Source organism: Streptomyces sp. E2N166 (genome assembly GCF_003671715.1).
Taxonomy (GTDB): Bacteria; Actinomycetota; Actinomycetes; order Streptomycetales; family Streptomycetaceae; genus Streptomyces; species Streptomyces thinghirensis.
This window is the reverse complement of the sequence record NZ_RAIF01000031.1, coordinates 211,354-234,160: the sequence shown is the minus strand read 5'-3', so window position 1 is coordinate 234,160 and position 22,807 is coordinate 211,354. Positions and strand designations below refer to the sequence as shown.

General features: G+C 71.3%; 22 protein-coding genes. 6 read left to right on the top strand and 16 right to left on the bottom strand.

The window, feature by feature from the left end; translation table 11 throughout:
- Positions 1–63: 63 nt before the first annotated feature.
- Positions 64–615 carry a VanZ family protein gene (locus EBH09_RS23080; protein WP_121748852.1) on the top strand — a complete coding sequence of 184 codons (552 nt, stop codon included), beginning with the start codon at positions 64–66 and terminating at the stop codon, positions 613–615.
- A 95-nt stretch (positions 616–710) separates the two neighbouring features.
- Positions 711–914 (top strand): PspC domain-containing protein, encoded by a 204-nt coding sequence (locus EBH09_RS23075; RefSeq protein ID WP_121748851.1) that lies wholly within the window; start codon positions 711–713, stop codon positions 912–914.
- A 114-nt stretch (positions 915–1,028) separates the two neighbouring features.
- On the opposite strand, the gene EBH09_RS23070 is transcribed toward EBH09_RS23075, so the two are convergent.
- A complete protein-coding gene (locus EBH09_RS23070) occupies positions 1,029–1,397 on the bottom strand; it encodes an ATP-binding protein (RefSeq protein ID WP_121748850.1) in 369 nt (122 codons plus the stop codon).
- Between the two features lie 139 nt (positions 1,398–1,536).
- Positions 1,537–2,706 carry an adenosine deaminase gene (locus EBH09_RS23065; RefSeq protein ID WP_121748849.1) on the bottom strand — a complete coding sequence of 390 codons (1,170 nt, stop codon included), beginning with the start codon at positions 2,704–2,706 and terminating at the stop codon, positions 1,537–1,539.
- Positions 2,707–2,862: 156 nt separating this feature from the next.
- On the opposite strand from EBH09_RS23065, the gene EBH09_RS23060 reads away from it, so the two are divergent.
- Positions 2,863–3,624, top strand: a complete 762-nt coding sequence (locus tag EBH09_RS23060) for an alpha/beta fold hydrolase (protein ID WP_121748848.1) — start codon at positions 2,863–2,865, stop codon at positions 3,622–3,624.
- 169 nt (positions 3,625–3,793) lie between these two features.
- On the opposite strand, the gene EBH09_RS23055 is transcribed toward EBH09_RS23060, so the two are convergent.
- Positions 3,794–4,747: a LysR family transcriptional regulator gene (locus tag EBH09_RS23055; RefSeq protein ID WP_121748847.1), complete on the bottom strand. Its 954-nt coding sequence runs from the start codon at positions 4,745–4,747 to the stop codon at positions 3,794–3,796.
- Positions 4,748–4,810: 63 nt separating this feature from the next.
- Here EBH09_RS23055 and EBH09_RS23050 point away from each other — a divergent pair, with 63 nt between their 5' ends.
- Both EBH09_RS23050 and EBH09_RS23045 read left to right on the top strand, forming a co-directional pair.
- Positions 4,811–6,118 carry an MFS transporter gene (locus EBH09_RS23050; RefSeq protein ID WP_121748846.1) on the top strand — a complete coding sequence of 436 codons (1,308 nt, stop codon included), beginning with the start codon at positions 4,811–4,813 and terminating at the stop codon, positions 6,116–6,118.
- Between the two features lie 106 nt (positions 6,119–6,224).
- A complete protein-coding gene (locus tag EBH09_RS23045) occupies positions 6,225–7,229 on the top strand; it encodes a sigma-70 family RNA polymerase sigma factor (RefSeq protein ID WP_121748845.1) in 1,005 nt (334 codons plus the stop codon).
- On the opposite strand, the gene EBH09_RS23040 is transcribed toward EBH09_RS23045, so the two are convergent.
- Complete coding sequence (locus EBH09_RS23040) at positions 7,122–7,508, bottom strand: STAS domain-containing protein (RefSeq protein ID WP_121748844.1); 387 nt, start codon at positions 7,506–7,508, stop codon at positions 7,122–7,124. The genes EBH09_RS23045 and EBH09_RS23040 overlap by 108 nt on opposite strands.
- Before the next feature lie 126 nt (positions 7,509–7,634).
- Between EBH09_RS23040 and EBH09_RS23035 the strand changes: the two genes are divergently transcribed.
- On the top strand, positions 7,635–8,555 hold the full coding sequence (locus tag EBH09_RS23035) for an AEC family transporter (protein ID WP_121748843.1): 921 nt from the start codon (positions 7,635–7,637) through the stop codon (positions 8,553–8,555).
- Position 8,556: 1 nt separating this feature from the next.
- Here EBH09_RS23035 and EBH09_RS23030 read toward each other — a convergent pair whose 3' ends face one another.
- From EBH09_RS23030 to EBH09_RS22975, 12 genes are all read right to left on the bottom strand, one after another.
- Complete coding sequence (locus EBH09_RS23030; RefSeq protein ID WP_121748842.1) at positions 8,557–9,141, bottom strand: Uma2 family endonuclease; 585 nt, start codon at positions 9,139–9,141, stop codon at positions 8,557–8,559.
- 96 nt (positions 9,142–9,237) lie between these two features.
- Positions 9,238–10,521, bottom strand: a complete 1,284-nt coding sequence (locus EBH09_RS23025) for a thymidine phosphorylase (protein ID WP_121748841.1) — start codon at positions 10,519–10,521, stop codon at positions 9,238–9,240.
- Positions 10,522–10,535: 14 nt separating this feature from the next.
- The gene (locus tag EBH09_RS23020) at positions 10,536–10,928 is read right to left on the bottom strand and encodes a cytidine deaminase (RefSeq protein ID WP_121748840.1); all 393 of its coding nucleotides are present in this window, start codon (positions 10,926–10,928) and stop codon (positions 10,536–10,538) included.
- Positions 10,925–12,190 (bottom strand): ABC transporter permease, encoded by a 1,266-nt coding sequence (locus EBH09_RS23015; RefSeq protein WP_121748839.1) that lies wholly within the window; start codon positions 12,188–12,190, stop codon positions 10,925–10,927. Before EBH09_RS23015 ends, EBH09_RS23020 begins: the two co-directional genes overlap by 4 nt.
- Positions 12,187–13,311, bottom strand: coding sequence for an ABC transporter permease (locus tag EBH09_RS23010; RefSeq protein WP_055418199.1), 1,125 nt, complete (start codon positions 13,309–13,311; stop codon positions 12,187–12,189). The genes EBH09_RS23015 and EBH09_RS23010 overlap by 4 nt, the downstream gene beginning before the upstream one ends.
- Positions 13,311–14,900, bottom strand: coding sequence for an ABC transporter ATP-binding protein (locus tag EBH09_RS23005; RefSeq protein ID WP_121748838.1), 1,590 nt, complete (start codon positions 14,898–14,900; stop codon positions 13,311–13,313). The genes EBH09_RS23010 and EBH09_RS23005 overlap by 1 nt, the downstream gene beginning before the upstream one ends.
- A 222-nt stretch (positions 14,901–15,122) precedes the next feature.
- Positions 15,123–16,172 carry a BMP family ABC transporter substrate-binding protein gene (locus tag EBH09_RS23000; RefSeq protein WP_121748837.1) on the bottom strand — a complete coding sequence of 350 codons (1,050 nt, stop codon included), beginning with the start codon at positions 16,170–16,172 and terminating at the stop codon, positions 15,123–15,125.
- 316 nt (positions 16,173–16,488) lie between these two features.
- Positions 16,489–17,541: a BMP family ABC transporter substrate-binding protein gene (locus tag EBH09_RS22995; RefSeq protein ID WP_121748836.1), complete on the bottom strand. Its 1,053-nt coding sequence runs from the start codon at positions 17,539–17,541 to the stop codon at positions 16,489–16,491.
- 413 nt (positions 17,542–17,954) lie between these two features.
- A complete protein-coding gene (locus EBH09_RS22990) occupies positions 17,955–19,190 on the bottom strand; it encodes a M20 family metallopeptidase (RefSeq protein WP_121748835.1) in 1,236 nt (411 codons plus the stop codon).
- Positions 19,191–19,428: 238 nt separating this feature from the next.
- Positions 19,429–20,496 (bottom strand): hypothetical protein, encoded by a 1,068-nt coding sequence (locus EBH09_RS22985; RefSeq protein WP_121748834.1) that lies wholly within the window; start codon positions 20,494–20,496, stop codon positions 19,429–19,431.
- Between the two features lie 40 nt (positions 20,497–20,536).
- Positions 20,537–21,475, bottom strand: coding sequence for an N-acetylneuraminate synthase family protein (locus tag EBH09_RS22980; protein WP_121748833.1), 939 nt, complete (start codon positions 21,473–21,475; stop codon positions 20,537–20,539).
- Positions 21,476–21,487: 12 nt separating this feature from the next.
- The gene (locus tag EBH09_RS22975; protein WP_121748832.1) at positions 21,488–22,765 is read right to left on the bottom strand and encodes an N-acylneuraminate cytidylyltransferase; all 1,278 of its coding nucleotides are present in this window, start codon (positions 22,763–22,765) and stop codon (positions 21,488–21,490) included.
- Positions 22,766–22,807 lie beyond the last annotated feature (42 nt).

Sequence of the window (22,807 nt, the reverse complement as noted above, 5' to 3'; positions counted from 1 at the left end):
AAGCCTCACCCTTGCGGAGGAGGGGCCGGAACCGAGTGCGGCGGCGGCCGCGTCTAGGGATGCGTGCAGCGTCATGGGTTCCTCGGCGGCAGCGCCGCGCTCCGCATCCGTGTGACAGGAAGTGTCCTCCTGGTCGCACATCTCGCGTTTGTCGCCTGGTACACGCTGCGGCCGCTGGACGTCCCCTGGGTGCTGCCGCCCAACCTGCGGCCGCTCGACGGGGTCCGTGCCGACCTGGCGCTCGGCTGGCCCGCGGCGGCCCGGACCATCGGCGGGTCGCTCGCCCTGCTGGCGCCGCTGGGCGTGCTGCTGCCGATGGCGGGCGGCCGGCTGACCGTCTCGCCGCTGGCCTCGCTGTTGCGCACCATGGCGGCGGCGGCCCTGCTGTCACTGGGCATCGAACTGCTCCAGACCGGGGTGCCCGGTCAGGTCGTCGACGTCGACTCGCTGCTCCTGAACACGGCGGGCGTGGCCCTGGCTCACCTCGCCCTCGTACCCGCGGGCCGGGCCCGGCTCCGTCGCAGGCCCGAGCAGGGGCACCGGGAGGACGTCCCCCGGGATGAGCCCGCTCAGGGTCGGACCCCGACGATTCCCAGGGTCGGTATCGCCCCGTAGAGCGACGCTTTGTTCCGTTCGTCTCCGTAGCGTGGAAGGCAGATGAAGGGGAAGCCGATCGGCAGCCCCCACCACACGCTCACGAAGGAGCCGCGATGTCCCGCCTCGCCCGCCCCACCAACGGCCGCATGATCGGCGGAGTGTGCGCCGCGCTGGCCCGGCGCTTCGGCACCTCGACCAGCACGATGCGGGTGATCTTCGTGGTCTCCTGCCTGCTGCCCGGCCCGCAGTTCCTGCTCTACCTCGCCCTGTGGCTCCTGCTGCCGTCCGAGGAGAAGGCCGCCCGTACCGCCTGGTGACGGGCCCGTGACAGCGGCCCGGCGCCCGCACCTCCCCTCTGGTACACCGATGGGGCGCACCCGGAACACCGGGTGCGCCCCGTCGGCGCGTGGGGAGAGGCGGGGAGGCGGGACTCAGCCGCCGATCGGGAGGCCGTTGACCGGCAGGCCCTGGGTGGGCAGGCCCTTGGCGGGCAGTCCGCCGAGCAGACCGGCGACCGGCTTGGTCGGGCCTTCGGAGAGCTGCTGTTCGACTACCTGCTCGACCACCGGCTGGGCAGCGGTCAGACCCACGCCGGAGACGTGGCGGCCCTGCTCCAGGATGTTGCCCGCGCCGGGCACCACCTGGGAGACGGTCTCCGCGGGGAGCGTGCGGGCGACCGAGTCCACCGTCTGGGCGGTGTCCGGCAGCGCCGGGGCCGCGGTGGCCGCGCCCGCGCCGGCGGCGGCGAATGCGGCACCGAGGGCGGCGACGCCGAGGGTCTTGGCAGCAGACTGCTTCATGAAATGCGTCCTCGAAATGGGATGACGGGGATGTGAGCGGTCCTTGAACGTAAACACGCCACGCCCCTCCCGGCAAACATCGAAATGCGGACGGATTGTGAAAGCCCGCCCGCATTTCCGTATTACCGTCGACTCCCGCTCAGCCCTCGACCTGCGAAGAACCGCTGGTGGAAGCCGCCTGCTGGAACAGCCATTCGGATTTCAGCTCCGCATATCCGGGCTTGATCACGTCATTGATCATGGCCAGTCGTTCATCGAAAGGAATGAACGCTGATTTCATCGCATTGACGGAGAACCACTGCATGTCTTCGAGCGTGTAACCGAACGCGTCGACAAGGTGCTCGAATTCCCGGCTCATGCCTGTGTGCGACATCAGCCGGTTGTCCGTGTTGACGGTGGCACGGAAGTGCAGCCGGCGCAGCAGCCCGATCGGGTGCTCGGCATACGAGTCCGCGGCACCGGTCTGGAGGTTGGAGCTGGGGCACAGCTCCAGCGGGATGCGCTTGTCCCGGACGTACGAGGCGAGCCGCCCGAGCTTTACCGTGCCGTCCTCGTGGACCTGGATGTCGTCGATGATGCGCACGCCGTGCCCGAGCCGGTCGGCACCGCACCACTGGAGGGCCTGCCAGATGGACGGCAGCCCGAAGGCCTCGCCGGCGTGGATCGTGAAGTGGTTGTTCTCGCGCTTGAGGTACTCGAAGGCGTCCAGGTGCCGGGTGGGCGGGTACCCGGCCTCGGCGCCCGCGATGTCGAATCCGACGACGCCGAGGTCGCGGTAGCGGTTGGCCAGCTCGGCGATCTCCAGGGCGCGGGCGGCGTGCCGCATGGCGGTGAGCAGGGCGCCGACGCGGATGCGGTGGCCGTTGTCCCGCGCACGCCGCTCGCCCTCCCGGAAGCCCTCGTTGACGGCCTCGACGACCTCTTCGAGGCTGAGCCCGCCCTCCAGGTGCTGTTCGGGGGCGTACCGCACCTCGGCGTAGACGACGCCGTCCTCGGCGAGGTCCTCGGCGCACTCGGCGGCGACGCGGACCAGGGCGTCGCGTGTCTGCATGACGCCGACGGTGTGCGAGAAGGTCTCCAGGTACCGCTCCAGCGACCCGGAGTCGGCGGCCCGGTGGAACCAGGCGCCGAGCCGGTCGGCGTCGGTCTCGGGGAGTGCCGAGTAGCCGGTCGCGCGGGCGAGTTCGACGACCGTGCCGGGACGCAGCCCGCCGTCGAGATGGTCGTGCAGCAGAACCTTCGGCGCCCGGCGGATCTGGTCCGGCGTCGGAGTCTTCGCGGTGGTCTTCGCGGTGCTCTGGCTCGTCATTTCCGCACTCTAACTCCTACGCGCGTAGAACGTGAGGTGAACGCACGGACACGGAATGCGGACCGGATACGGGGCCGCGGTGTACGTACTCGTCGATATGTAACGGTGACTGCGATGACGGGTGGCGTACACCCGGTCTTCTGAGAATGTTCTGCCATGGCACAGCAAGCGACGCCGGTCCGCCAGGCCCGGCTGGGGCGAACGCTCGGTCCGCAGGGGACGGCGGTGAGCGGAGTGGTGCTGCTGCTCCCCGGCGGCGACGAGGTGTCCAGCCGCAAGCCGTCTCCGTTGCTGGCGGCCGCGTCCGTACGCGCGTTGGGGCGTCGGCTCGCCCGCGCGGGACGGGACGAGGGCCTGGCCGCACACGTCGTGCACTACCGCTACCGGGGGTGGAACGGCGCCGAGGCCCGCCTCGCCCGGGACGCCGACTGGGCCGCCGACGAGGCCGTACGGCTCTACGGCGACGTGCCCGTCTGCCTGGTCGGCATCGACATGGGCGGGCGCGCCGCACTGCGCGCCGCCGGACACGAGGCCGTCAACTCGGCACTGGCGATCGCCCCTTGGCTGCCCGACGAGGACGTGGCCGCCCCACCCGAACCGGTGAAGCAGCTCGCCGGGCGCCGGGTACTGATCGTGCACGGCACGAACGACGAGCGCAGCGACCCCGAGCTGTCGTTCCGGCTGGCCTCCCGGGCGAAGAAGGCGAACCGCGCGGTGTGCCGGTTCGAAGTGCACTCCGACGGCCACGGCTTGCGGCACTACCGGGAGGAGGTCGCCGCGCTCACCGAGGACTTCGTGATGGGCGTGCTGTTCGGGCACTCGTTCTCGCGGCCCGTGGAGGACGCGCTGGCCGCTCCCCCGCCGCTGGGGCTGCGGATGCCGTTGGCGGTGGGGTTCGGGAAGTCGTTGCGGCGGTAGGGACAGGTGGCGGCGAGGCTCCCCGTACCGGCGGTGGGGAGCCCGGGTCCGGTCGGTCCGCGGGGCCAGGACGGGTGCGGGCGGGTCGGGGTCAGGACAGGTGCGGGCCAGCCAGGGTCAGGACAGGTGCGGGCCGGCCAGGGTCAGGACAGGTGCGGGCCGGACAGAGTCAGGACGGGAGCAGGTGGCCGCGCCTCGACAGCAGGAACTTCTTGAACGCGGCCACCGGGGGCGTGTCCGTACGCCCCGCCAGCCAGGCCACGCCGATCTCGCGGGCCGCACGCGGGGCCGTCACCGTCAGTTCGACCACGCCGGGGCGGGGCACGGCGGGCGGCGGCAGCAGGGCGACCCCGAGGCCCGCCGCGACCAGGCCGCGCAGCGTCTCCGCCTCCTCCCCCTCGAAGGCCACCCTGGGCCGGAAACCGGCCTCCTTGCACAGGTCGTCGGTGATGCGGCGCAGGCCGTAGCCGGGCTCCAGGGTCACGAACGCCTCGTCGGCGGCCTCGGCGAGGCGGATGCGCCTGCGGCCGGCCAGGGAGTGGTCGGCCGGGACCACCAGGCGCAGCTTCTGCTCGTCGAGGCGGCGGGCGACCAGGTCGGGGGCGTCCGGGACCGGGGAGGTCAGGCAAAGGTCGAGTTCGCCGGCGCGCAGACGTTCAAGCATGGCCTCGCCGTAGTTCTGGACGAGGCTGAAGCGGACGCGGGGGTGGTCGGCGCGGAAGGCGTGCAGCAGGCCCGGGACGGTTTCGGCGCCCATGGTGTGCAGAAAGCCGAAGGCGACCTTGCCGGTGGCCGGGTCGGCGTCCGCGCGGACCTCGTCGGCGGCGCGCTCGACCTCGGCGAGGGCGCGTTCGACGGAGCCGAGGAAGGTGCGTCCGGCGACGGTCAGCGCGAGGGTGCGGCCGCGGCGGACGAACAGGTCGACGCCGAGGTCCGCTTCGAGGCGGACGAGGGCGCGGGAGAGGGTCGACTGGGGGACGTTCATCTCCTGGGCGGCCCGGGTGACGTGCTCGGTGCGGGCGACGCCGGCGAAGTGCGCGAGGCGGGGCGCGAGCAGCGCGACGATGTCTTCTGTGTCACCGGAAGGTGACAGGCGGGCCTGTGAGCTTTGCTGATGCACCATGGGAACGATTATGGCCATTCCATGCATTGGACGGATGAGTGACGCTCTCCGTACCTTCGCAGCATGACTCCCGCCGATACCGGGGCGTCCACCACCGTGGACGCCGCTGCATCCGTCTCTTCCTCCGACGCCCCCGACGCCCGCGACTCGCGCATGGCCCCCGGCGGCCCCGGCTACCGCCGGATGAGCCTCGCCCTGTTCCTGGCGGGAGTCGCGACCTTCGCGCTCCTCTACTCCACCCAGGCCCTGCTGCCGCTCATCTCGGGCGACATGGGCGTCACCGCGAGCGACGCGAGCTGGACGGTGGCCGCCGCGACCGGCGGCCTCGCGGTGTTCGTGCTGCCGATGAGCGCGCTGTCGGAGCGCTTCGGACGGCGTACGGTCATGACGGCGTCGCTGGCGGTCGCGGTGACCGTCGGACTGCTGGTCCCCTTCGCCCCGTCGCTGCCGGCGCTGGTCGCGCTGCGCGCGGTGCAGGGCGCGGCGCTGGCCGGACTGCCGGCGTCGGCGACGGCGTACCTGGCGGAGGAGGTCACCCCGCGCGCGCTGGTCACCGCGATCGGCCTGTTCGTGGCGGGCAACAGCGTGGGCGGGATGAGCGGCCGGGTCATCACCGGCTGGGTGGCCCAGGAGTGGGGCTGGCGGATCGCCGTCGGCGTGATCGGGGTCCTGGCGGTGGCGTGCGCGGTGGCCTTCCGGCTGCTGCTGCCGGCGCCGAAGCACTTCACGCCGGGCTCGCTGCGCCCGCGCGTCCTGGCCCGTACGGTCCGGGACCACCTCGCCAACCCGCTGCTGCGCCGCCTGTACGCGATCGGCGCCCTGTTCATGACGGTCTTCGGCGGCGTCTACACGGTGATCGGCTACCGCCTGGCGGAGGCCCCGTTCTCGCTTCCGCAGGGCCTGATCGGCTCGATCTTCCTGGTCTACCTGGTGGGCACGGTCTCGGCGTCGACGGCGGGCCGGCTGGTGGGCCGCCTCGGCCGCCGCGGGGCGCTGTACCTGGGCGGCGGCACGACGGCGGCGGGCCTGCTGCTGTCCCTCGCCCCTTCCCTGCCGCTGGTCCTGCTGGGCCTGGTGCTGATCACGGCTGGCTTCTTCGCCGGGCACGCGGTGGCGTCCTCGGCGGTCGGCAAGACGGCCACGAACGGCCGCGCCCAGGCCTCGGCGCTGTACCAGTCCGCCTACTACGTCGGCTCCAGCGCGGGCAGCACGGTCGGCGCGGTGGCCTTCCACTCCGGCGGCTGGGCCGGCACGGTCGGCGTCGGGCTGCTGGCGGTGGCCGGTGTCGTGGCGATCACGGTGCTCGGCTCCCTGGCGGCGCGCCGGCAGGTCGCGAACACGCCGGTGCGGGTCTTCGGCCTCACTCGCTGACCTGCGCCTTTCCTGACTGCACAGGCCATTGTCAGTCCCCTGCGGTAGCTTCCGAAGTGCGAGGCGCGAAGACGCGCACGAAGGACGCCACAGGGGTGGGTGGACGATGACCAACGGCACCGTGACGACGGAGCTGGACTCCGCGCTGGACAAGCACCGGGTCGAGCTGACGGGGTACTGCTACCGGATGCTCGGTTCCTCCTTCGAGGCCGAGGACGCGGTCCAGGACACCCTGGTCCGCGCCTGGCGGAGCTACGACAAGTTCGAGGGGCGCTCCAGCCTCCGTTCCTGGCTCTACCGCATCGCGACCAACGTCTGCCTGGACATGCTGTCCGCGGGCAACAAGCGGGCCCGCCCGATGGACCTGACGGACTCCACGCCGCTCGCCCAGGCCGCCCTGTCCCCCCGCCCGGACCACACCTGGCTGGAGCCGATGCCGGACGCCCGCGTACTGCCCTCGACCGCCGACCCGGCCGAGGCCGCGGTCGCCAAGGAGTCCGTGCGGCTCGCCTTCATGGCCGCCCTGCAGCAGCTGCCGCCCAAGCAGCGGGCGGTGCTGATCCTGCGCGAGGTGCTGGCCTGGAAGGCGAGCGAGGTCGCCGAGCTGCTCGGCACGACGGTCGCCTCCGTCAACAGCGCCCTGCAGCGCGCCCGCGCGACCCTCGCCGAGCGGGCGGACCAGGGGGACGGCGCGGCGGTCTCCGACCCCCTGGACGAGGAGCAGCAGAAGCTCCTGGACCGCTACGTCGCGGCCTTCGAGGGCTACGACATGACGGCGCTGACGGCGCTGCTGCACGAGGACGCCGTCATGACGATGCCGCCGTTCGACCTGTGGCTGTCGGGTTCGGCGGACATCACCGGCTTCATGACCACCCTCGGCGCCGCGTGCGCGAAGTCGCGGCTGGTACCGGTCGAGGCCAACGGGCTGCCGGCCTTCGCGCACTACAAGCCGGACGAGGAGGCGGGCGGCTTCGCGCCGTGGGCGGTCCAGGTGCTGGAGATCTCAGACGGCCGCATCACCGGGTTCCACTGCTTCCTGGACACCAAGCGGTGGTTCCCGCTGTTCGGCCTGCCGCTCCGTCTCGAAGCGGAGACCGACGAGGTCCAGTAGTCCGCGCAGGGCGGGGTCGGGGTCGCGCAGCCGGATCCGACCCCCGGCCCGCCGGGCGGTGAGCTCCAGGCGGGCCAGCAGGTCGACGACGGCGAGCCCCGGCGGTCCCAGCCCGCCGACGTCGCAGACGACCACCTCGGCCCGGGTGGTTTCCAGCAGCGCGCGCACCTCGTCGCAGAGCCGGGGCGTCTCCCCTTGGGAGACAGGCCCCGGCAGCACGAGTACGGCGGGTGTCACGGCGTCCACGTGCGGTAGACCCGGCGCGGGCAGGGAACTCATCGGTGCCCGCCATCAGAGATCACATTGACGTGCGTGCGCCCTCCCCCGGAGGGTTTGCTGCATGCCCCACGTATCCCGTCCCCGCGCCATGCCGTCCCAGGCTCGTCCGCTCGGCGGGGAGGTGCCGTGCAGGGGGTGCTGACCGGCTTCGCGGTCATCGCGGTCGTCATCGCCGTCGGGTACGTGCTGGGACTGCGGGGCCACCTCGGTCCCCAGGGCCGCGAGGTGCTGACCAAGCTGGCCTTCCACGTGGCCTCGCCGGCCCTGCTGTTCACCACGCTCGCGACGGCCGACCTGTCGATGGTCTTCTCCAGCCGGCTCCTGGTCACGGCGCTGTCCACGGCCGCCGTGGCCGGGGTCTTCGTCGCGGTGGGGGCCGTACGGGGCTGGGGCGTGGGGCGCACGACGATCGGCGCTCTCTGCTCCGGCTACGTCAACTCCGGCAACCTCGGCATCCCGATCGCCGTGTACGTCCTGGGCGACGCGTCTCTGGTGGCGCCGGTGCTGCTGTTCCAGCTGGTGCTGGTGACACCGGTGGCGGTGACGGTCCTGGACCTGTCGGGAGAGGGCGGCAAGGGCCCGCTGTGGCGGGTGCTGCTGACGCCGCTGCGCAATCCGATAGCGCTGGGCTCACTCGCCGGGGTCGCGGTCGCCGCGAGCGGTCTGCGCGTACCCGACCCGGTCATGGACCCCGTGACCCTGATCGGCAACATGTCGGTCCCGGCGGTCCTGCTGGCCTTCGGCATCGGCCTGTGCGGCTCCACGATGCCCCTGCGGGGTGCGGAGCGGCAGCCGGTGCTGCTCGCGGTGGCGTTGAAGGCGGTCGGCCAGCCTGCGGTGGCCTGGGCGCTGGCGTCCGGGGTGTTCGGACTGCGCGGAGCGCAACTCCTCGACGTGGTGGTGACGTCGGCGCTGCCGGCGGCACAGAACCTGTACACGTACGCGTCGACCTACGGGGTGGGCGAGCGGCTGGCGCGGGACGCGATCCTGGTGTCGACGGTGGTTTCTGTGCCGGTGTTGGTGGGTGTGGCGACGGTGCTGGGGTGAGTCAGGCCTCGGGGAACCCGCCGGTGTCGATGGTCAGGTCGAAGGGGGCGGGGAGTACGAGGGGATCGCCGAACTTGGCGGCGCCCAGCACCCGGTAGACGTCACCCTTCGGTTCACCGTAGAGCGTCGCGGTGGGCCCGCCGGGGGCCCAGCGGTCGACGAGGAGGTACAGCGGGATACCGGCTGTGGCGTAGGCGGCCGGCTTGCTGACGCGGTCGTGGCGGGCGTTGGACTTCGAGGTCACCTCGACGACGAGTTCCGCGAGGGCGGCGGGGATGTGGGTGTCGGACTCGGTGTGATCGGGCAACTGCGCCACAACGATGTCCGGGATCAGCATCCCCAGGCGGGACGGAACGGCGATCGCCAGTGTCTGGAAGATCTCCCAGTCCTCCGGGATCGCCGAGTACAGACGACGCTGGATGCGCGCAGCGATCACGTTGTGAGGCAGTCCCGGAGCTGGTGACACGGTGATGATCCCCTCGATGATCTCCACCTTGCTGCCCTCGGGCCATTCCATCTCCTCCCAGAACCGGACGAGGTCGTCCCAGTTCTGGTCGGGCTCCTGGCTCACGGTGAGTGCGCTCATGGCGGTTCTCCCATCGGTGCGTCACCGATCCCAGCATGCCGAACGGGACCGGCAGAGGTCTACCGATCCCGTTCACCCGGACGGGGTAAGTGCAGGTCAGGCGATACGTTCCAGCACCACCGGCGACGCCGTGAACGCCGTGCCCGTCGGGGCGACGTCGTACGAGTCCGCCACCGCCGCGAGGGCGTACTCGAAGCGGTCCGGGGTGTCGGTGTGGAGGGTCAGGAGGGGCTGGCCCTCGGTGACCGTGTCGCCGGGCCTGGCGTGGAGTTCGACGCCCGCCGCGGCCTGCACCGGGTCCTCCTTGCGGGCACGGCCCGCGCCCAGGCGCCAGGCGGCGACACCGATGGCGTAGGCGTCGAGGCGGGTCAGGACGCCGGAGGCGCCCGCCTTGATCACGTGCTGCTCCTTCGACGTGGGCAGGGCCGCGTCCGGGTCGCCGCCCTGGGCCGCGATCATGCGGCGCCAGACGTCCATCGCGGAGCCGTCGGCGAGGGCCTTCGCCGGGTCGGCGTCGGGCAGGCCCGCCGCGTCGAGCATCTCGCGGGCCAGGGCGAGGGTCAGCTCGACCACGTCGGACGGACCGCCGCCGGCCAGGACCTCGACCGACTCGCGGACCTCCAGGGCGTTGCCCGCGGTCAGGCCGAGGGGCGTCGCCATGTCCGTGAGGAGCGCGACCGTCCGCACGCCGTGGTCGGTGCCGAGGCCGACCATCGTCGAGGCCAGCTCTCGGGCGTCCTCGATGGTCTTCATGAAGGCGCCCGAGCCCACCTTCACGTCCAGGACCAGGGAGCCGGTGCCCTCGGCGATCTTCTTGGACATGATGGAGGAGGCGATGAGCGGGATCGCCTCGACCGTGCCGGTGACGTCCCGGAGGGCGTACAGCTTCTTGTCGGCGGGGGCGAGGCCGTCGCCCGCCGCGCAGATCACCGCGCCGGTGCCCTCCAGGACGTTCAGCATCTCCTCGTTGGAGAGGAGGGCGCGCCAGCCGGGGATGGACTCCAGCTTGTCCAGGGTGCCGCCGGTGTGGCCGAGGCCCCGGCCGGAGAGCTGGGGGACGGCCGCGCCGCAGGCCGCCACCAGGGGCGCCAGCGGCAGGGTGATCTTGTCGCCGACGCCGCCCGTGGAGTGCTTGTCGGCGGTCGGGCGGGAGAGCGACGAGAAGTCCATGCGCTCGCCGGAGGCGATCATCGCGGCGGTCCAGCGGGCGATCTCGCCGCGGTTCATGCCGTTGAGCAGGATGGCCATCGCGAGCGACGACATCTGCTCGTCGGCCACCTCGCCGCGCGTGTAGGCGTCGATGACCCAGTCGATCTGCTCGGCACTGAGTTCGCCGCGGTCCCGCTTGGTGCGGATGACGGAGATGACGTCCATGGCCATGGAGGCTCGCTTCCTTACGTGGTGAGGTGGTCGGGGCCGAAGGCCTGCGGGAGCATCTCCGAGAGGGGGACGATTCCCGCCGGGGTCTCCAGCAGCAGTTCCGGGCCGCCGAACTCGTACAGCAGCTGCCGGCAGCGGCCGCACGGCACGAGGATCTCGCCGTGGCCGTCGACGCAGACGAAGTGCGTCAGCCGGCCGCCGCCGGTGAGCTGGAGCTGGGAGACGAGCCCGCACTCGGCGCACAGGCCGATGCCGTAGCTGGCGTTCTCCACGTTGCAGCCGGTGACGGTGCGGCCGTCGTCGACCAGGGCGGCGGCGCCGACGGCGTACCCGGAGTAGGGGGCGTAGGCCTGGGCCATCGCCTCGCGGGCCGCCGTGCGCAGCGCGCCCCAGTCGACGTCGGTCATTTGCCCTGTCCCTTCCGGTACTGCATGCCGTTCGCCTTCGGCATCCGCAGGCGCTGTGCGGACAGCGCGAGGACCACGAGGGTGACGACGTACGGCGTGGCGGAGACGACCTGGTTGGGGACGTCGTCGGTGGTGGCGTACCAGGCGAAGACCAGGGCACCGACGACCACGGTGATCGCGGCCTTGACGTACTTCTTGCGGACCGCCAGCCAGATGGCCCCGGCGACCAGCAGCAGCGCGCCGAGCAGCAGCAGGGCGTGCACGTTGGCCGAGCCGCCGCGCAGGTTGAGGCTGTCGGTGTAGCCGAAGAGGCCGGCGCCGATGGCGAGGCCGCCCGGCATCCAGTTGCCGAAGATCATCGCGGCGAGGCCGATGTAGCCGCGGCCGCTGGTCTGGCCCTCCAGGTAGAAGGGGTTGGCCACGATGGAGAGGAAGACGCCGCCGAGACCGGCCAGGCCGCCGGAGATGATCACGGCGAGGTACTTGTACTTGTACACGTTGACGCCGAGGGACTCGGCCGCGATCGGGTTCTCGCCGCAGGAGCGCAGGCGGAGGCCGAACGGGGTGCGCCACAGGATGTACCAGCTGGCGGGGATCAGGGCGACGGCGATCAGGGTGAGCCAGGAGACGTCGGTGACCAGGCCGCCGAGCAGGCCCGCGATGTCCGAGACGAAGAACCAGTGCTGGTCGTTGAGACTCTCCAGGGCGTCGGAGAGCCCCGGCACCGAGAAGTGGCCCAGCGAGTCGACCGGCGGGGACTGCTTGGCGGAGCCGCCCTGGTGGCCCTCGAAGGCGAGCGGGGCGAGGTAGCGGGTGGCGCCGAGGGCGAGGATGTTGATGGCCACGCCGGAGACGATGTGGTTGACGTTGAAGGTGATCGTCACGATCGCGTGCAGCAGGCCGCCGAGCGCGCCGCCGACGATGCCCATCAGGACACCGGTCCACGGGCCCCACTGGAAGCCGGCCCAGGCACCGAACCAGGTGCCCAGGATCAGCATGCCCTCGAGGCCGATGTTGATGACGCCCGCGCGTTCGGCCCACAGACCGCCGAGACCGGCGAGGCCGATCGGCACGGCGAGCTGGAGCGCGGTGGACATCTGGCTGACGTTGGTGATGCCGTTGGCGCCGGTGATGAGGCGGACGATGGAGGTCAGTGCCAGGGCACCGGCGATGATCAGCAACAGGACGGGCAGCGAGATCCGGCGGCCGGCCGGCGCCCCGTGCTCCAGCGTGGGCTGGTTGAGGTCGGTTGCGGTGGTCATCGGCCAGCCACCTCCTTCTTGGTGTTGTCGGTGGCGCCGAGGACGTGACCGGCGGCCAGCTCCGCGCCGACGCGGCGCTGCTGGCGGCGCAGGCCCCACTCGCGGACGGCCTCGTAGGAGACGACGACGGAGAGGACGATCAGGCCCTGCATGATGACCGCGATCTCCTTGTCGTAGCCGTGGAAGTCCAGCTCGGGCGAGGCCTTGTCGAGCCAGGCCCACAGCAGGGCGGCGAAGGCGATGCCGACCGGGCTGTTGCGGCCGAGCAGGGCGATGCCGATACCGAGGAAGCCGATGCCGGTGGGGAAGTTGAGGCTGTAGGTGTGGGTGTCGCCGAGCAGGATGGGCAGGCCCGCGAGACCGGCGAGGCCGCCGGAGAGGAGCATCGCGGTGAGCACCATGCGCTTGGGGTTGACTCCGCTGGCCGCGGCGGCGGACTCGGAGGCACCGGAGGCGCGCAGGTCGAAGCCGAAGCGGGTGCGGTTGAGGACGACCCAGTAGCCGATGCCGAGCAGCAGGGCGAGGATCACCAGGCCGTAGATCTCGCCGGCCGCGCCCATGTCGATGCCGGGGACCCAGCCGGACTCGTGCATCTCGCCGGTGGTGTTGTTGTTGCCGATCTTGACGCCGAAGACGTCCGGCAGCCACAGGTAGCCGATGACGGAGGTGGCGATGGCGTTCAGCATGATCGTCGCGACGACCTCGCTGACGCCGCGGGTCACCTTGAGGACACCGGCGATGCCGGACCAGAAGGCGCCGGTGAGCACGGCGGTCAGGAGGAGGAGCGGGATCTGGAGGGCGGCCGGGAGGTTGGCGTGGGCGCCGACGATCGCGGCCATCATGGCGGCCAGCTGGTACTGGCCGTCGACGCCGATGTTGAACAGGTTCATCCGGAAGCCGACGGCCACCGCCAGGGCCGCGATGTAGTACATCGACGCCTGGTTGATGATCAGGACCTGGATGTCGGAGAATCCGGCCTGCTCGAACATCAGGGCGAACGGTTCGACCGGGTTCTTGCCCGAGGCGATCAGGACGATCGCGCTCAGCACGAAGGCCACGGCGAGCGCGATGACCGGACCGGCCACCGCGAGGAGCACGCGCTCCTTGTCGAACTTCTTCATCAGCGGGCCTCGTCTTCCGGAGCCTCGGGGGACTGAGACTTGGGAGACTCACGGACCTCGGGGGTCTCGTCGGTCTCGTCGTGTTCCAGGTGGCCGGTCGCGGCGCCGGTCATCGCCGAGCCCAGCTCCTCGGGGGTGATGGCGGCCGGGTCGGCGTCCGCGACCAGCCTGCCGTCGTAGATCACCCGCAGGGTGTCGGACAGGCCGATCAGCTCGTCCAGGTCGGCGGAGATCAGCAGGACGGCGAGTCCCTCGCGGCGCGCCTCGCGGATGTGGTCCCAGATCGCGGCCTGCGCGCCGACGTCCACGCCCCGGGTGGGGTGGGCGGCGATCAGGAAGCGCGGCTTGTGGCTCATCTCCCGGCCGACGATCAGCTTCTGCTGGTTGCCGCCGGACAGGGAGGCGGCGGTGACGTCGATGCCGGGGGTGCGGACGTCGTACGTCTCGACGATGCGCCGGGTGTCCTCCTGGGAGCCCTTCGGGTTCAGCCAGACGCCCTTGCTGTTGGGCTTCTCGGTCACGTGGCCGAGGATGCGGTTCTCCCAGAGGGAGGACTCCAGGAGCAGGCCGTGGCGGTGGCGGTCCTCGGGGATGTAGCCGACGCCCTGCTCGCGGCGCTTGCGGGTGGGCAGCGCGGTGATGTCCTCGTCGAGGAAGCGGATGGTGCCGGAGTCGGCGTGGCGCAGGCCGATGAGCGCGTCGACCAGTTCGGTCTGGCCGTTGCCCTCGACACCGGCGATGCCCAGCACCTCGCCGGCGTGGATGGTGAAGGAGATGTCGTCCAGCAGTGCCTTGCCGCCGGGGGCCGCGAGGCGCAGCGTGTCGACGGTGAGGACGGGACGGTCGGTGACCGTGGACTCGGCGGTCTCCGGGGTGGGCAGCTCGCTGCCGACCATCAGCTCGGCGAGCTGACGCGGGGTCGTCTCGGCGGGAACGGCGGTACCGACCGTGGTTCCGCGGCGGATGACGGTGATCTCGTCGGCGACGGAGAGCACCTCGCCCAGCTTGTGCGAGATGAAGATGACCGACAGGCCCTCGGCCTTGAGCTCGCGCAGGTTGTCGAAGAGCGCGTCGACCTCCTGCGGGACCAGGACAGCGGTCGGCTCGTCCAGGATCAGCGTGCGGGCGCCGCGGTAGAGGACCTTGAGGATCTCCACGCGCTGGCGGGCGGCGACGCCGAGCTCCTCGACCAGGACGTCGGGGCGCACGCCGAGGCCGTACCGCTCGGAGATCTCCTTGATCTTCCGGCGGGCCTTGGCGCCGATGCCGTACAGCTTCTCGCTGCCGAGCACCACGTTCTCGAGGACCGTGAGGTTGTCGGCGAGCATGAAGTGCTGGTGGACCATGCCGATGCCGCGGGCGATGGCGTCGGCGGGCGAGGAGAAGGCCACCTGCTCGCCGTCGATCGCGACGGTGCCCTCGTCCGGCTTCTGCATGCCGTAGAGGATCTTCATCAGCGTCGACTTGCCGGCGCCGTTCTCGCCGACGAGGGCGTGGACGGTGCCCTTGTGGACGGTCAGGTGGATGTCGTGGTTGGCCACGACACCCGGGAATCGCTTGGTGATCCCGGCGAGTTCGACGGCGGTCACCGATTCGTTGACCGCCGCTCCGGCCGGAGGGCTGCTGGACGCGTTGATGGCGCACTCTCCTGGGGACGGGGGCCGTCTACGCGCGTAGCGCCCCTACGGCATCTAAAGCGGCGGCGGCACATCGACACGACGGGGTACGAGGAGGACTTGGAGGCGTCCTCCTCGTACCCCGTCGAGCGGTGCGACCACCGCGGTTACACGCTGTTCGAGGTGTTGCTCGGGTCAGCTGCTCCTGACCTTGATCTCGCCGCTGATGATCTTCTCCTTGGCCGTCTTGATGGCTGCCTGGAGCTCGGCGTTGTCCGCGAACTTCGGGTTGGAGTCCGAAAGGCCGACCTCACCGGACTTCAGATCGCCCCTGACGATACCGGTCTCGGGCTTGCCGTCCTCGACCGACTTCGCGAGGTTGTACACCGCCTTGGCGACGTCCTTCGTGGCCGAAGTCAGGATGTGGTCCTTGTACTTCGCGAGGGCTTCCTGCTTGTACTGGTCGGAGTCCACGCCGATCGCCCAGATCTTGTTGGCGGCGGCGGCCTCGATGACACCCTGACCGGAGAGACCGGCCGCCGCGTAGACGACGTCGGCCTTCTTCTCGATCTGGCCCTCGGCGGCGGTCTTGCCCTTGTCGGGGCTGGAGAAGCCGCCCTCCTCCGCGGTCTGCGTCAGGTACTGCGAGATCACCTTGATCTTCGGATCGGTGTCCTTGACGCCCTGCTCGTAGCCGGCCTGGAACTTGTGGATCAGCGGGATGTCCACGCCGCCCACGAAGCCGACCGTGTTGGTCTTGGTGCTCTTGGCGGCGGCGACACCGGCGAGGTAGGAGGCCTGCTCCTCGTTGAAGACCAGGTCGGCCACGTTCTTCGCCTCGATCGTGGCGTCGTCCACGATGCCGAAGGTGGTGTCCGGGTACTTCTCGGCGGCGCTCTTCAGCGCGGCGGCGTACGCGTAGCCGACGCCGACGACCGGGTTGTAGCCCTGCTTGGCCAGGGAGACCAGGCGCTGCTCCTTGTCGGCGTTGGTCTCGCCGTCGGTGGGCTCGATGTCGGCCGTCTCGTAGCCGAACTCCTTCTTCGCCTGCTCGAGACCCGCGTACGCGGCGTCGTTGAAGGACTGGTCGCCCTTGCCGCCGACGTCGTAGGCGATGGCGAGGCCCTTGTCCCCCTTGGACTCCGACGACCCGGAGGAGGTCGAGGTACCACCGCAGGCGGAGAGGGCGAGGGCCAGGGAGGCGGTCGCTGCGCCTGCGACCGTGATCCGGGAAATCCGGCGCATGTCTGGTGCTCCTGTCGTACAAGCGCCGGGGACGGTTCGGGTACGGCGCTGGCTTCGCCGCAGATTAACGCGCGTAGACCTGCCTGAAAACCCCTTCTGTCCTTCTTGTTATCCGCCCGTGAGCAAGGCGCGGCGTGCGGGTGCCCGAGGCTTGCCGGACGCGAACGGAGGGTGGCGGAGGGTGACGTCCGGCGGCCGGTGCGCGGCTGTGCGCTGCCCGGGGCTGTGCGTGGCTGTGCCCCTGTGCGGGGCACGACGAAGCGGGCGGACGCCGTGAGCGCCCGCCCGCTTCGGTTCGGTTCCGTGTCTCGCCGGTCTACTCGGTCTTGACCTTGATGGAGCCGTCGATGATGCCCGCCTTGGCCTTGGCCACGGCGTCCGTCAGGCCCGGGACCTCGGCGTACTTCGGGTTGGCGTCGGACAGGCCCACACCGTCGGACTCGAGGTCGAAGGTCTGGGTACCGGTCAGCGGCTTGCCGTCCTCGACCGACTTGGCCAGGGCGAACACCGCGCCGTCGATGTCCTTGAGGGCGGAGGTCAGGATGTGGTCCTTGTACGCCGCGAGCGCTTCCTGCTTGTACTGGTCGGAGTCGACGCCGATCGCCCAGACCTCCGCCTTGGCGGCGGCCTCGATCACGCCCTGGCCGGAGAGGCCGGCCGCCTGGTAGACGACGTCGGCCTTCTTCTCGATCTGGCCCTCGGCTGCGGCGCGGCCCTTGTCCGGGCTGGAGAAGCCGCCCTCCTCGGCCGTCTGGGTCAGGTACTGCGAGATGACCTTGACCTTGGGGTTCGTGTCCGTGACGCCCTGCTTGTAGCCGGCCTCGAACTTGTGGATCAGCGGTACGTCCACGCCGCCCACGAAGCCGACCGTGTTGGTCTTGGTGGCCTTGGCCGCCGCGACGCCCGCGAGGTAGGAGGCCTCGTTCTCGGCGAAGACGAGGGACGCGACGTTCTCGCCCTCGACCACGGAGTCCACGATGCCGAAGGTGGTGTCCGGGTACTTCGAGGCGATGGCCTTCATCGCCGGGCCGTAGGCGAAGCCGACGCCGATGACCGGGTTGTAGCCCTGCTTGGCGAGCGAGGCGAGGCGCTGCTCCTTGTCGGCGTCGGTCTCGCCCTCGGTGGGCTCGATGTCGGCCGTCTTGTAGCCGAACTCCTTCTGGGCCCGCTCCAGCCCCGCGTAGGCGGCGTCGTTGAAGGACTGGTCGCCCTTGCCGCCGATGTCGTAGGCGATGGCGAGGCCCTTGTCGTCCTTCGCGCCCTCGTCGCCGCTGTCGCTTTCGCCGCTGGTGCCGCCGCAGGCCGTGGCGGCGAGTGCGAGCGACGCGACCCCCACCGCGGCACGGGTCAGTCTCGATATCCGACGCATCTGAAGTTCCCCATTCTCCAAAGCCCCGCAGCGGGCGCTCGGTTCGGCGCACAGTAACGCGCGTAGAAACTCCTGGGAACGGGGTTACGCGGGGCCGTTACCCATTCGTGCCGCAGGGTGTTCGGGGCATGCCGCGCGGTCTCGTGCGCTTGTGCATCAGGCTGCCCCCGACCCGCCGCGGCCGCAACCGCGGCGGGCAGGCGGACTCCGGGGCTGGACCGCTATCGAGGTCTTGGCCAGTGCTCCGCCCTTCCGGGCGGAGGCGAAGGCCATCCCGTCGGGGCGGCTCGGGCGCCGCAGCCCACCGCGCGGCGAAGCAGGAAGCCACGAAATCCGACCCGGAGTCCGTGCCGCGTAGCGGTACAGCACCAGGCGGAAGGCCAGAATCTCCCTCCTTCAGGAGAGGGAGCATGTCAAACGGCCTCGATCAGCGCCGCCGCGGTGAACATCTCCACGCCGACGGTGATGGCGTGCTCGTCCACGTCGAAGTCGCCCTGGTGCAGGTCACGGACCGTGCGCTCGCCGGGCGGGCGGACGCCGAGGCGGGCCATGGCGCCGGGCACGTGCTCCAGGTACCAGGAGAAGTCCTCGCCGCCGAGACTCTGCTCGGTGGTCTCGACGGAGTCCGTGCCGCGCCGGGCGACCATGGCGGCCTGGAGCAGTTCGGTGCTGGTGACCTCGTTGACGACGGGGGGCACCCCGCGGACGTAGGTGATCTCGGACTTGGCCCGGTACAGGTTGGCGATCTCGTCGATGGCGCCGACCACGAGGTCGGGCGCCTGCCGCCAGGCGTCGAGGTCCAGGCAGCGCACGGTCCCGGCGAGTTCGGCGTGCTGCGGGATGACGTTCGGGGCGTGGCCGGAATCGATCCGTCCCCAGGTCAGGGCGAGCCCGCTGCGGCTGTCCACGCGCCGGGCGACGAGCGAGGGCACGTCGGTGACCACGCGGGCGGCGGCCGTGACCAGGTCGGTGGTGAGGTGCGGGCGGGCGGTGTGTCCGCCGGGGCCGTTCAGGGCGACCTCCAGCCGGTCGCAGGCGGAGGTGATGGGACCCACCCGCAGACCGATCCGCCCGGCGTCCACCCGGGGGTCGCAGTGCACGGCCAGGATGCGGCGCACCCCGTCGAGCGCGCCGCCCTCGATGGCGTCGGCCGCGCCGCCGGGCAGCACCTCCTCCGCCGGCTGGAAGACCAGCCGCACGGGCCGGGGCAGCAGGCCCTGCTCGTGCAGGGCGGCGAGCACGAGCCCGGTGCCGAGGACGACGGTGGTGTGCACGTCGTGGCCGCAGGCGTGGGCGCGGTCCGGCACGCGGGAGCGGTACGGGCAGTCGCCCTTGGTGTCCGGGATGGGCAGCGCGTCGATGTCGGCCCGCAGGGCGAGCATGCGCGGCCCGCCGGCCCACTGACCCGAGTCGGTGCCGGTGCCGATGTCGCAGACGAGCCCGGTTCCGACGGGAAGCACACGAGGCTTGAGGCCGGCCCGCTCCAGCCGTTCCTTGATCGCGGCGGTGGTGCGGAACTCCTGGTTGCCCAGCTCGGGGTGCATGTGCAAGTCGCGGCGGAAGGCTACGAGCTCTGCGCGGAGCGCCTCCGGCAAGGTACCGGGGAGCAGCGCTTCCCCTGACGGATCGGCCTCGGTCTCTCGGGACATCAGTTGCTTCACCCTTTGAAGGGTAGGACGCCGGGGCGGTCAACTGACCCACGATCAACAAAAGTTCAGCCCGTTAGGGGAAGAAAAGTTGGCCGCACGGCGCATGGCTCTCAACGGGGGTGGGTACACTCACCCGTCTTTGGCCTCGGCACCCGACTCCGTTTTCCTTGCTCCCCCACGGATACCACGGTACGGCCGAGCCACGCCGGGGGTGCGCAACCGGCGTGCCCGGGACCGCCTACCCGGCGCCCGCGACCGCCGACAGCCGGTGCACGTCCCGTGCCGAGCCCGTCACGCCGCTCAGGAAGCCCCGGGCGCGTGGTGAGGCGTGCTGGGTGAGCCAGGCGGGGTCGATGTCGCAGACGGCGACGCGGACCTCGGTGCCGGCCAGGGCCAGCGGGAGGGTGTGGACGACGGTGGACGGAAAGCTGAGGACGGTGCGGCCGATCGGGCCCCGCCGGGCGATCAGCTCCAGGGGCAGGTCGGGGCGGACGATCTCCAGGCCCGTCTCCACGGCCAGCCGGTGGAGCTTTTCGGCGCTCTCCCGGCGGTGGGCGAAGTAGCGGGCCGCGCCGTGGGTCCTCGCCAGGCCCCGCACGGCCCCCACGTAGCGGTCGGCGTCCACGACGCCGGTCTCCACCAGGGATGTACCGACCATGTCGGCGCCCTTGGTGATGCGGGGCGGGCCGAAGCGGGAGCGGGTCCAGGCGAAGTCGTTCGCGGTGACGGTCACGCCGTCCGGGGTGTCCCCGATGGGCATGGAGGAGAAGACCGAGACCTGGCGGTCCGGGGTCGGCGTCAGACGGTGCCGGGCGGACCTGGAGACGGGGGCGAAGAGCAGGTCGCGGGGGCCGGGGCGGCTGCCCTTGCGGTGCCAGCGCACCAGGCGTTCGCCGTGGGCCAGCTGGGTGACGAACTCCATCGTGGCCGTGCCGTCGTCGACGACGACCAGGTCGTGGGCGCGGGTGATGGTGAGGAGCAGTTGTACGTAGCGGGAGAAGGGGTCGCCCATGACGACCCGGTCCGCGTGGCGCAGGGCGGTCGTCAGTCCGCCCACCGTGCGGAAGGGGGCCGTGGCGCCGCCGCGCGCCTCCTCCCAGCGGATCTCGTGGCCCTCCTTGCGGGCCAGTTCCGCCATGCGGCGCAGCTGACCGCGGGTCATCGGGTCCACGGGTGAGAGGACCACGAGGGTGAGCTCCGCGCCGGGCGCGCACGTGTGCGCCCACTCCAGCACGTTCAGCAGTTGTACCGGGCTCTCGACGAAGGCGAGAGTGTGGGGGCCGGCATTCCCGGCGCGGGGGCTCATCGGCGTACGACCGTCCCGTGGTGAGGGCGTGGTGGGGGTGTCAGACGGTGACGGGCTCGCCCGCGGCGGCGGCGATCTCCGCCTCGGCGACGACACCGGGGACGCGGCGCAGCTTCTTCATCGGGCCGAGCTCCGAGTCGTAGACCTTCTTGACCCCGTCGCCGAGGGAGGCCTCGATGGTGCGGATGTCGCGGACCAGGCGGGTCAGGCCCTGCGGCTCGACGGAGGCGGCCTGGTCGGAGCCCCACATGGCGCGGTCGAGGGTGATGTGGCGCTCGACGAAGGCGGCGCCGAGGGCGACGGCGGCCAGGGTGGTCTGCAGGCCGGTCTCGTGGCCGGAGTAGCCGATCGGGACGTTCGGGAACTCCTGCTGGAGGGTGTTGATGACGCGGAGGTTCAGCTCCTCGGCCTGCGCCGGGTACGTCGACGTGGCGTGGCACATGAGGATGTTGTCCGAGCCGAGGACCTCGACCGCGTGGCGGATCTGCTTCGGGGTCGACATGCCGGTGGAGAGGATGACCGTGCGGCCCGTCGCGCGCAGGGCGCGCAGCAGTTCGTCGTCGGTCAGCGAGGCGGAGGCGACCTTGTGGGCGGGGACGTCGAACTTCTCGAGGAAGGCGACGGCCTCGGTGTCCCACGGGGAGGCGAACCAGTCGATGTTCTTGGTCTTGCAGTAGTCGTCGATCTGGCGGTACTCGTCCTCGCCGAACTCGACGCGGTGGCGGTAGTCGATGTACGTCATCCGGCCCCAGGGGGTGTCGCGCTCGATGTCCCACTGGTCGCGCGGGGTGCAGATCTCGGGGGTGCGCTTCTGGAACTTGACCGCGTCGCAGCCGGCCTCGGCGGCGGCGTCGATCAGCTTGAACGCGTTCTCCAGCTCACCGTTGTGGTTGATGCCGATCTCGCCGGTGATGTAGACGGGGCGGCCGGGGCCGGCCTCGCGGGAACCGAAGGCGCGGATGCGGGAGTTGGTGCTCATGGCAGGGGTTCCTTACTTGGACTGGGTGATCGTGGGGGATTCGAGGGAGTCGGGTGAGTCGAGGGAGTCGAGCGAGGGGCCGAGGAGCCAGCTCGCGATCTCCCGGACGGCTCCGTCACCGCCGGGGACGGTGGTGACCGCGCGGGCCGCGCCGCGTACGGCGTCGTGGGCGCTCGCGACCGCCACGGGCCAGCCGACGAGGGCGAAGCACGGGAGGTCGTTGACGTCGTTGCCGACGTAGAGCACGCGTTCGGGCGCGATGCCCTGCTCCTCGCACCACTGCTTGAGTGCGAGGTCCTTGCGGTCGATGCCGTGCAGCACCGGGAGCTTGAGCTTCCGGGCGCGGGCGGCGACGACCGGGTTCACTTCCGTGGACAGGATCAGCATCGTCAGGCCGCTGCGGCGCAGGGCGGCGATGCCGAGTCCGTCGCCACGGTGGACGGAGACGAACTCCCGTCCGTCGGAGTCGATCAGCACCCGGTCGTCGGTCTGGGTGCCGTCGAAGTCGAGGACGACCGCGTCGATGTCGGAGGCGGTCGGGAGCGCGCCGGGCCGGGCGGCGTCGAAGAAGGGCGCCAGGGCGCGGGCCCGGGCCAGGTCGTGCGGGTCGTCGATCTCCAGGACGCGGGCCGGGTCGGTGCGGACCAGTTCGGTGCGGCCGAAGAAGCGGTGCTGGTGCTTGCGGAAGCCGGGCGCGGCCATGGCGTAGGCGGCGCCGGTCTCCAGGAGGTCCTGGGGCCGGTCCTGGCGGCGGGGGCGGTAGGACTTGTCGTGGTTGACGCCGTAGCCGCCCGCTTCCCCCTCGCCCTCGTCGGCGCCGTCCCGCCAGACGAAGCCGTGGAACGGTGCCACGGTCACGGCGGTGTCGGCGCCGCCCTCGGCGACCGCGCCGGCCACCCCGTCGATGTCCTCGCGGACGATGAAGGGGCTGGTGCACTGCACGAGCAGCACCACGTCGACGGGCGCGCCGTGCAGGGCCTCGTGAGCGTCCATCGCGTGCAGTACGGCCGCCTCGGAGGTGGCCGTGTCCCCGGCGATGGCGGCGGGCCGCAGTACGACCTCGGCGCCGGCCTCGCGGGCCGCGGCCGCGATGGTCTGGTCGTCGGTGGAGACCACGACGTCCGTCACCAGCCGGGTGGCCCGGCACTCGCGCACCGCGCGGGCCACCAGGGGGACGCCGCCGACGGGGGCGAGGTTCTTCGCGGGCACTCCCTTGGAACCGCCGCGCGCGGGGATCACCGCGAGCACCCGGCGCACCGAAGCGCCCTGGCCCGCTTGCGGGTTGGACATGGGTTCTGCTCCTTGCGCAGGGGACGCGGGGGTCTCGGGTAT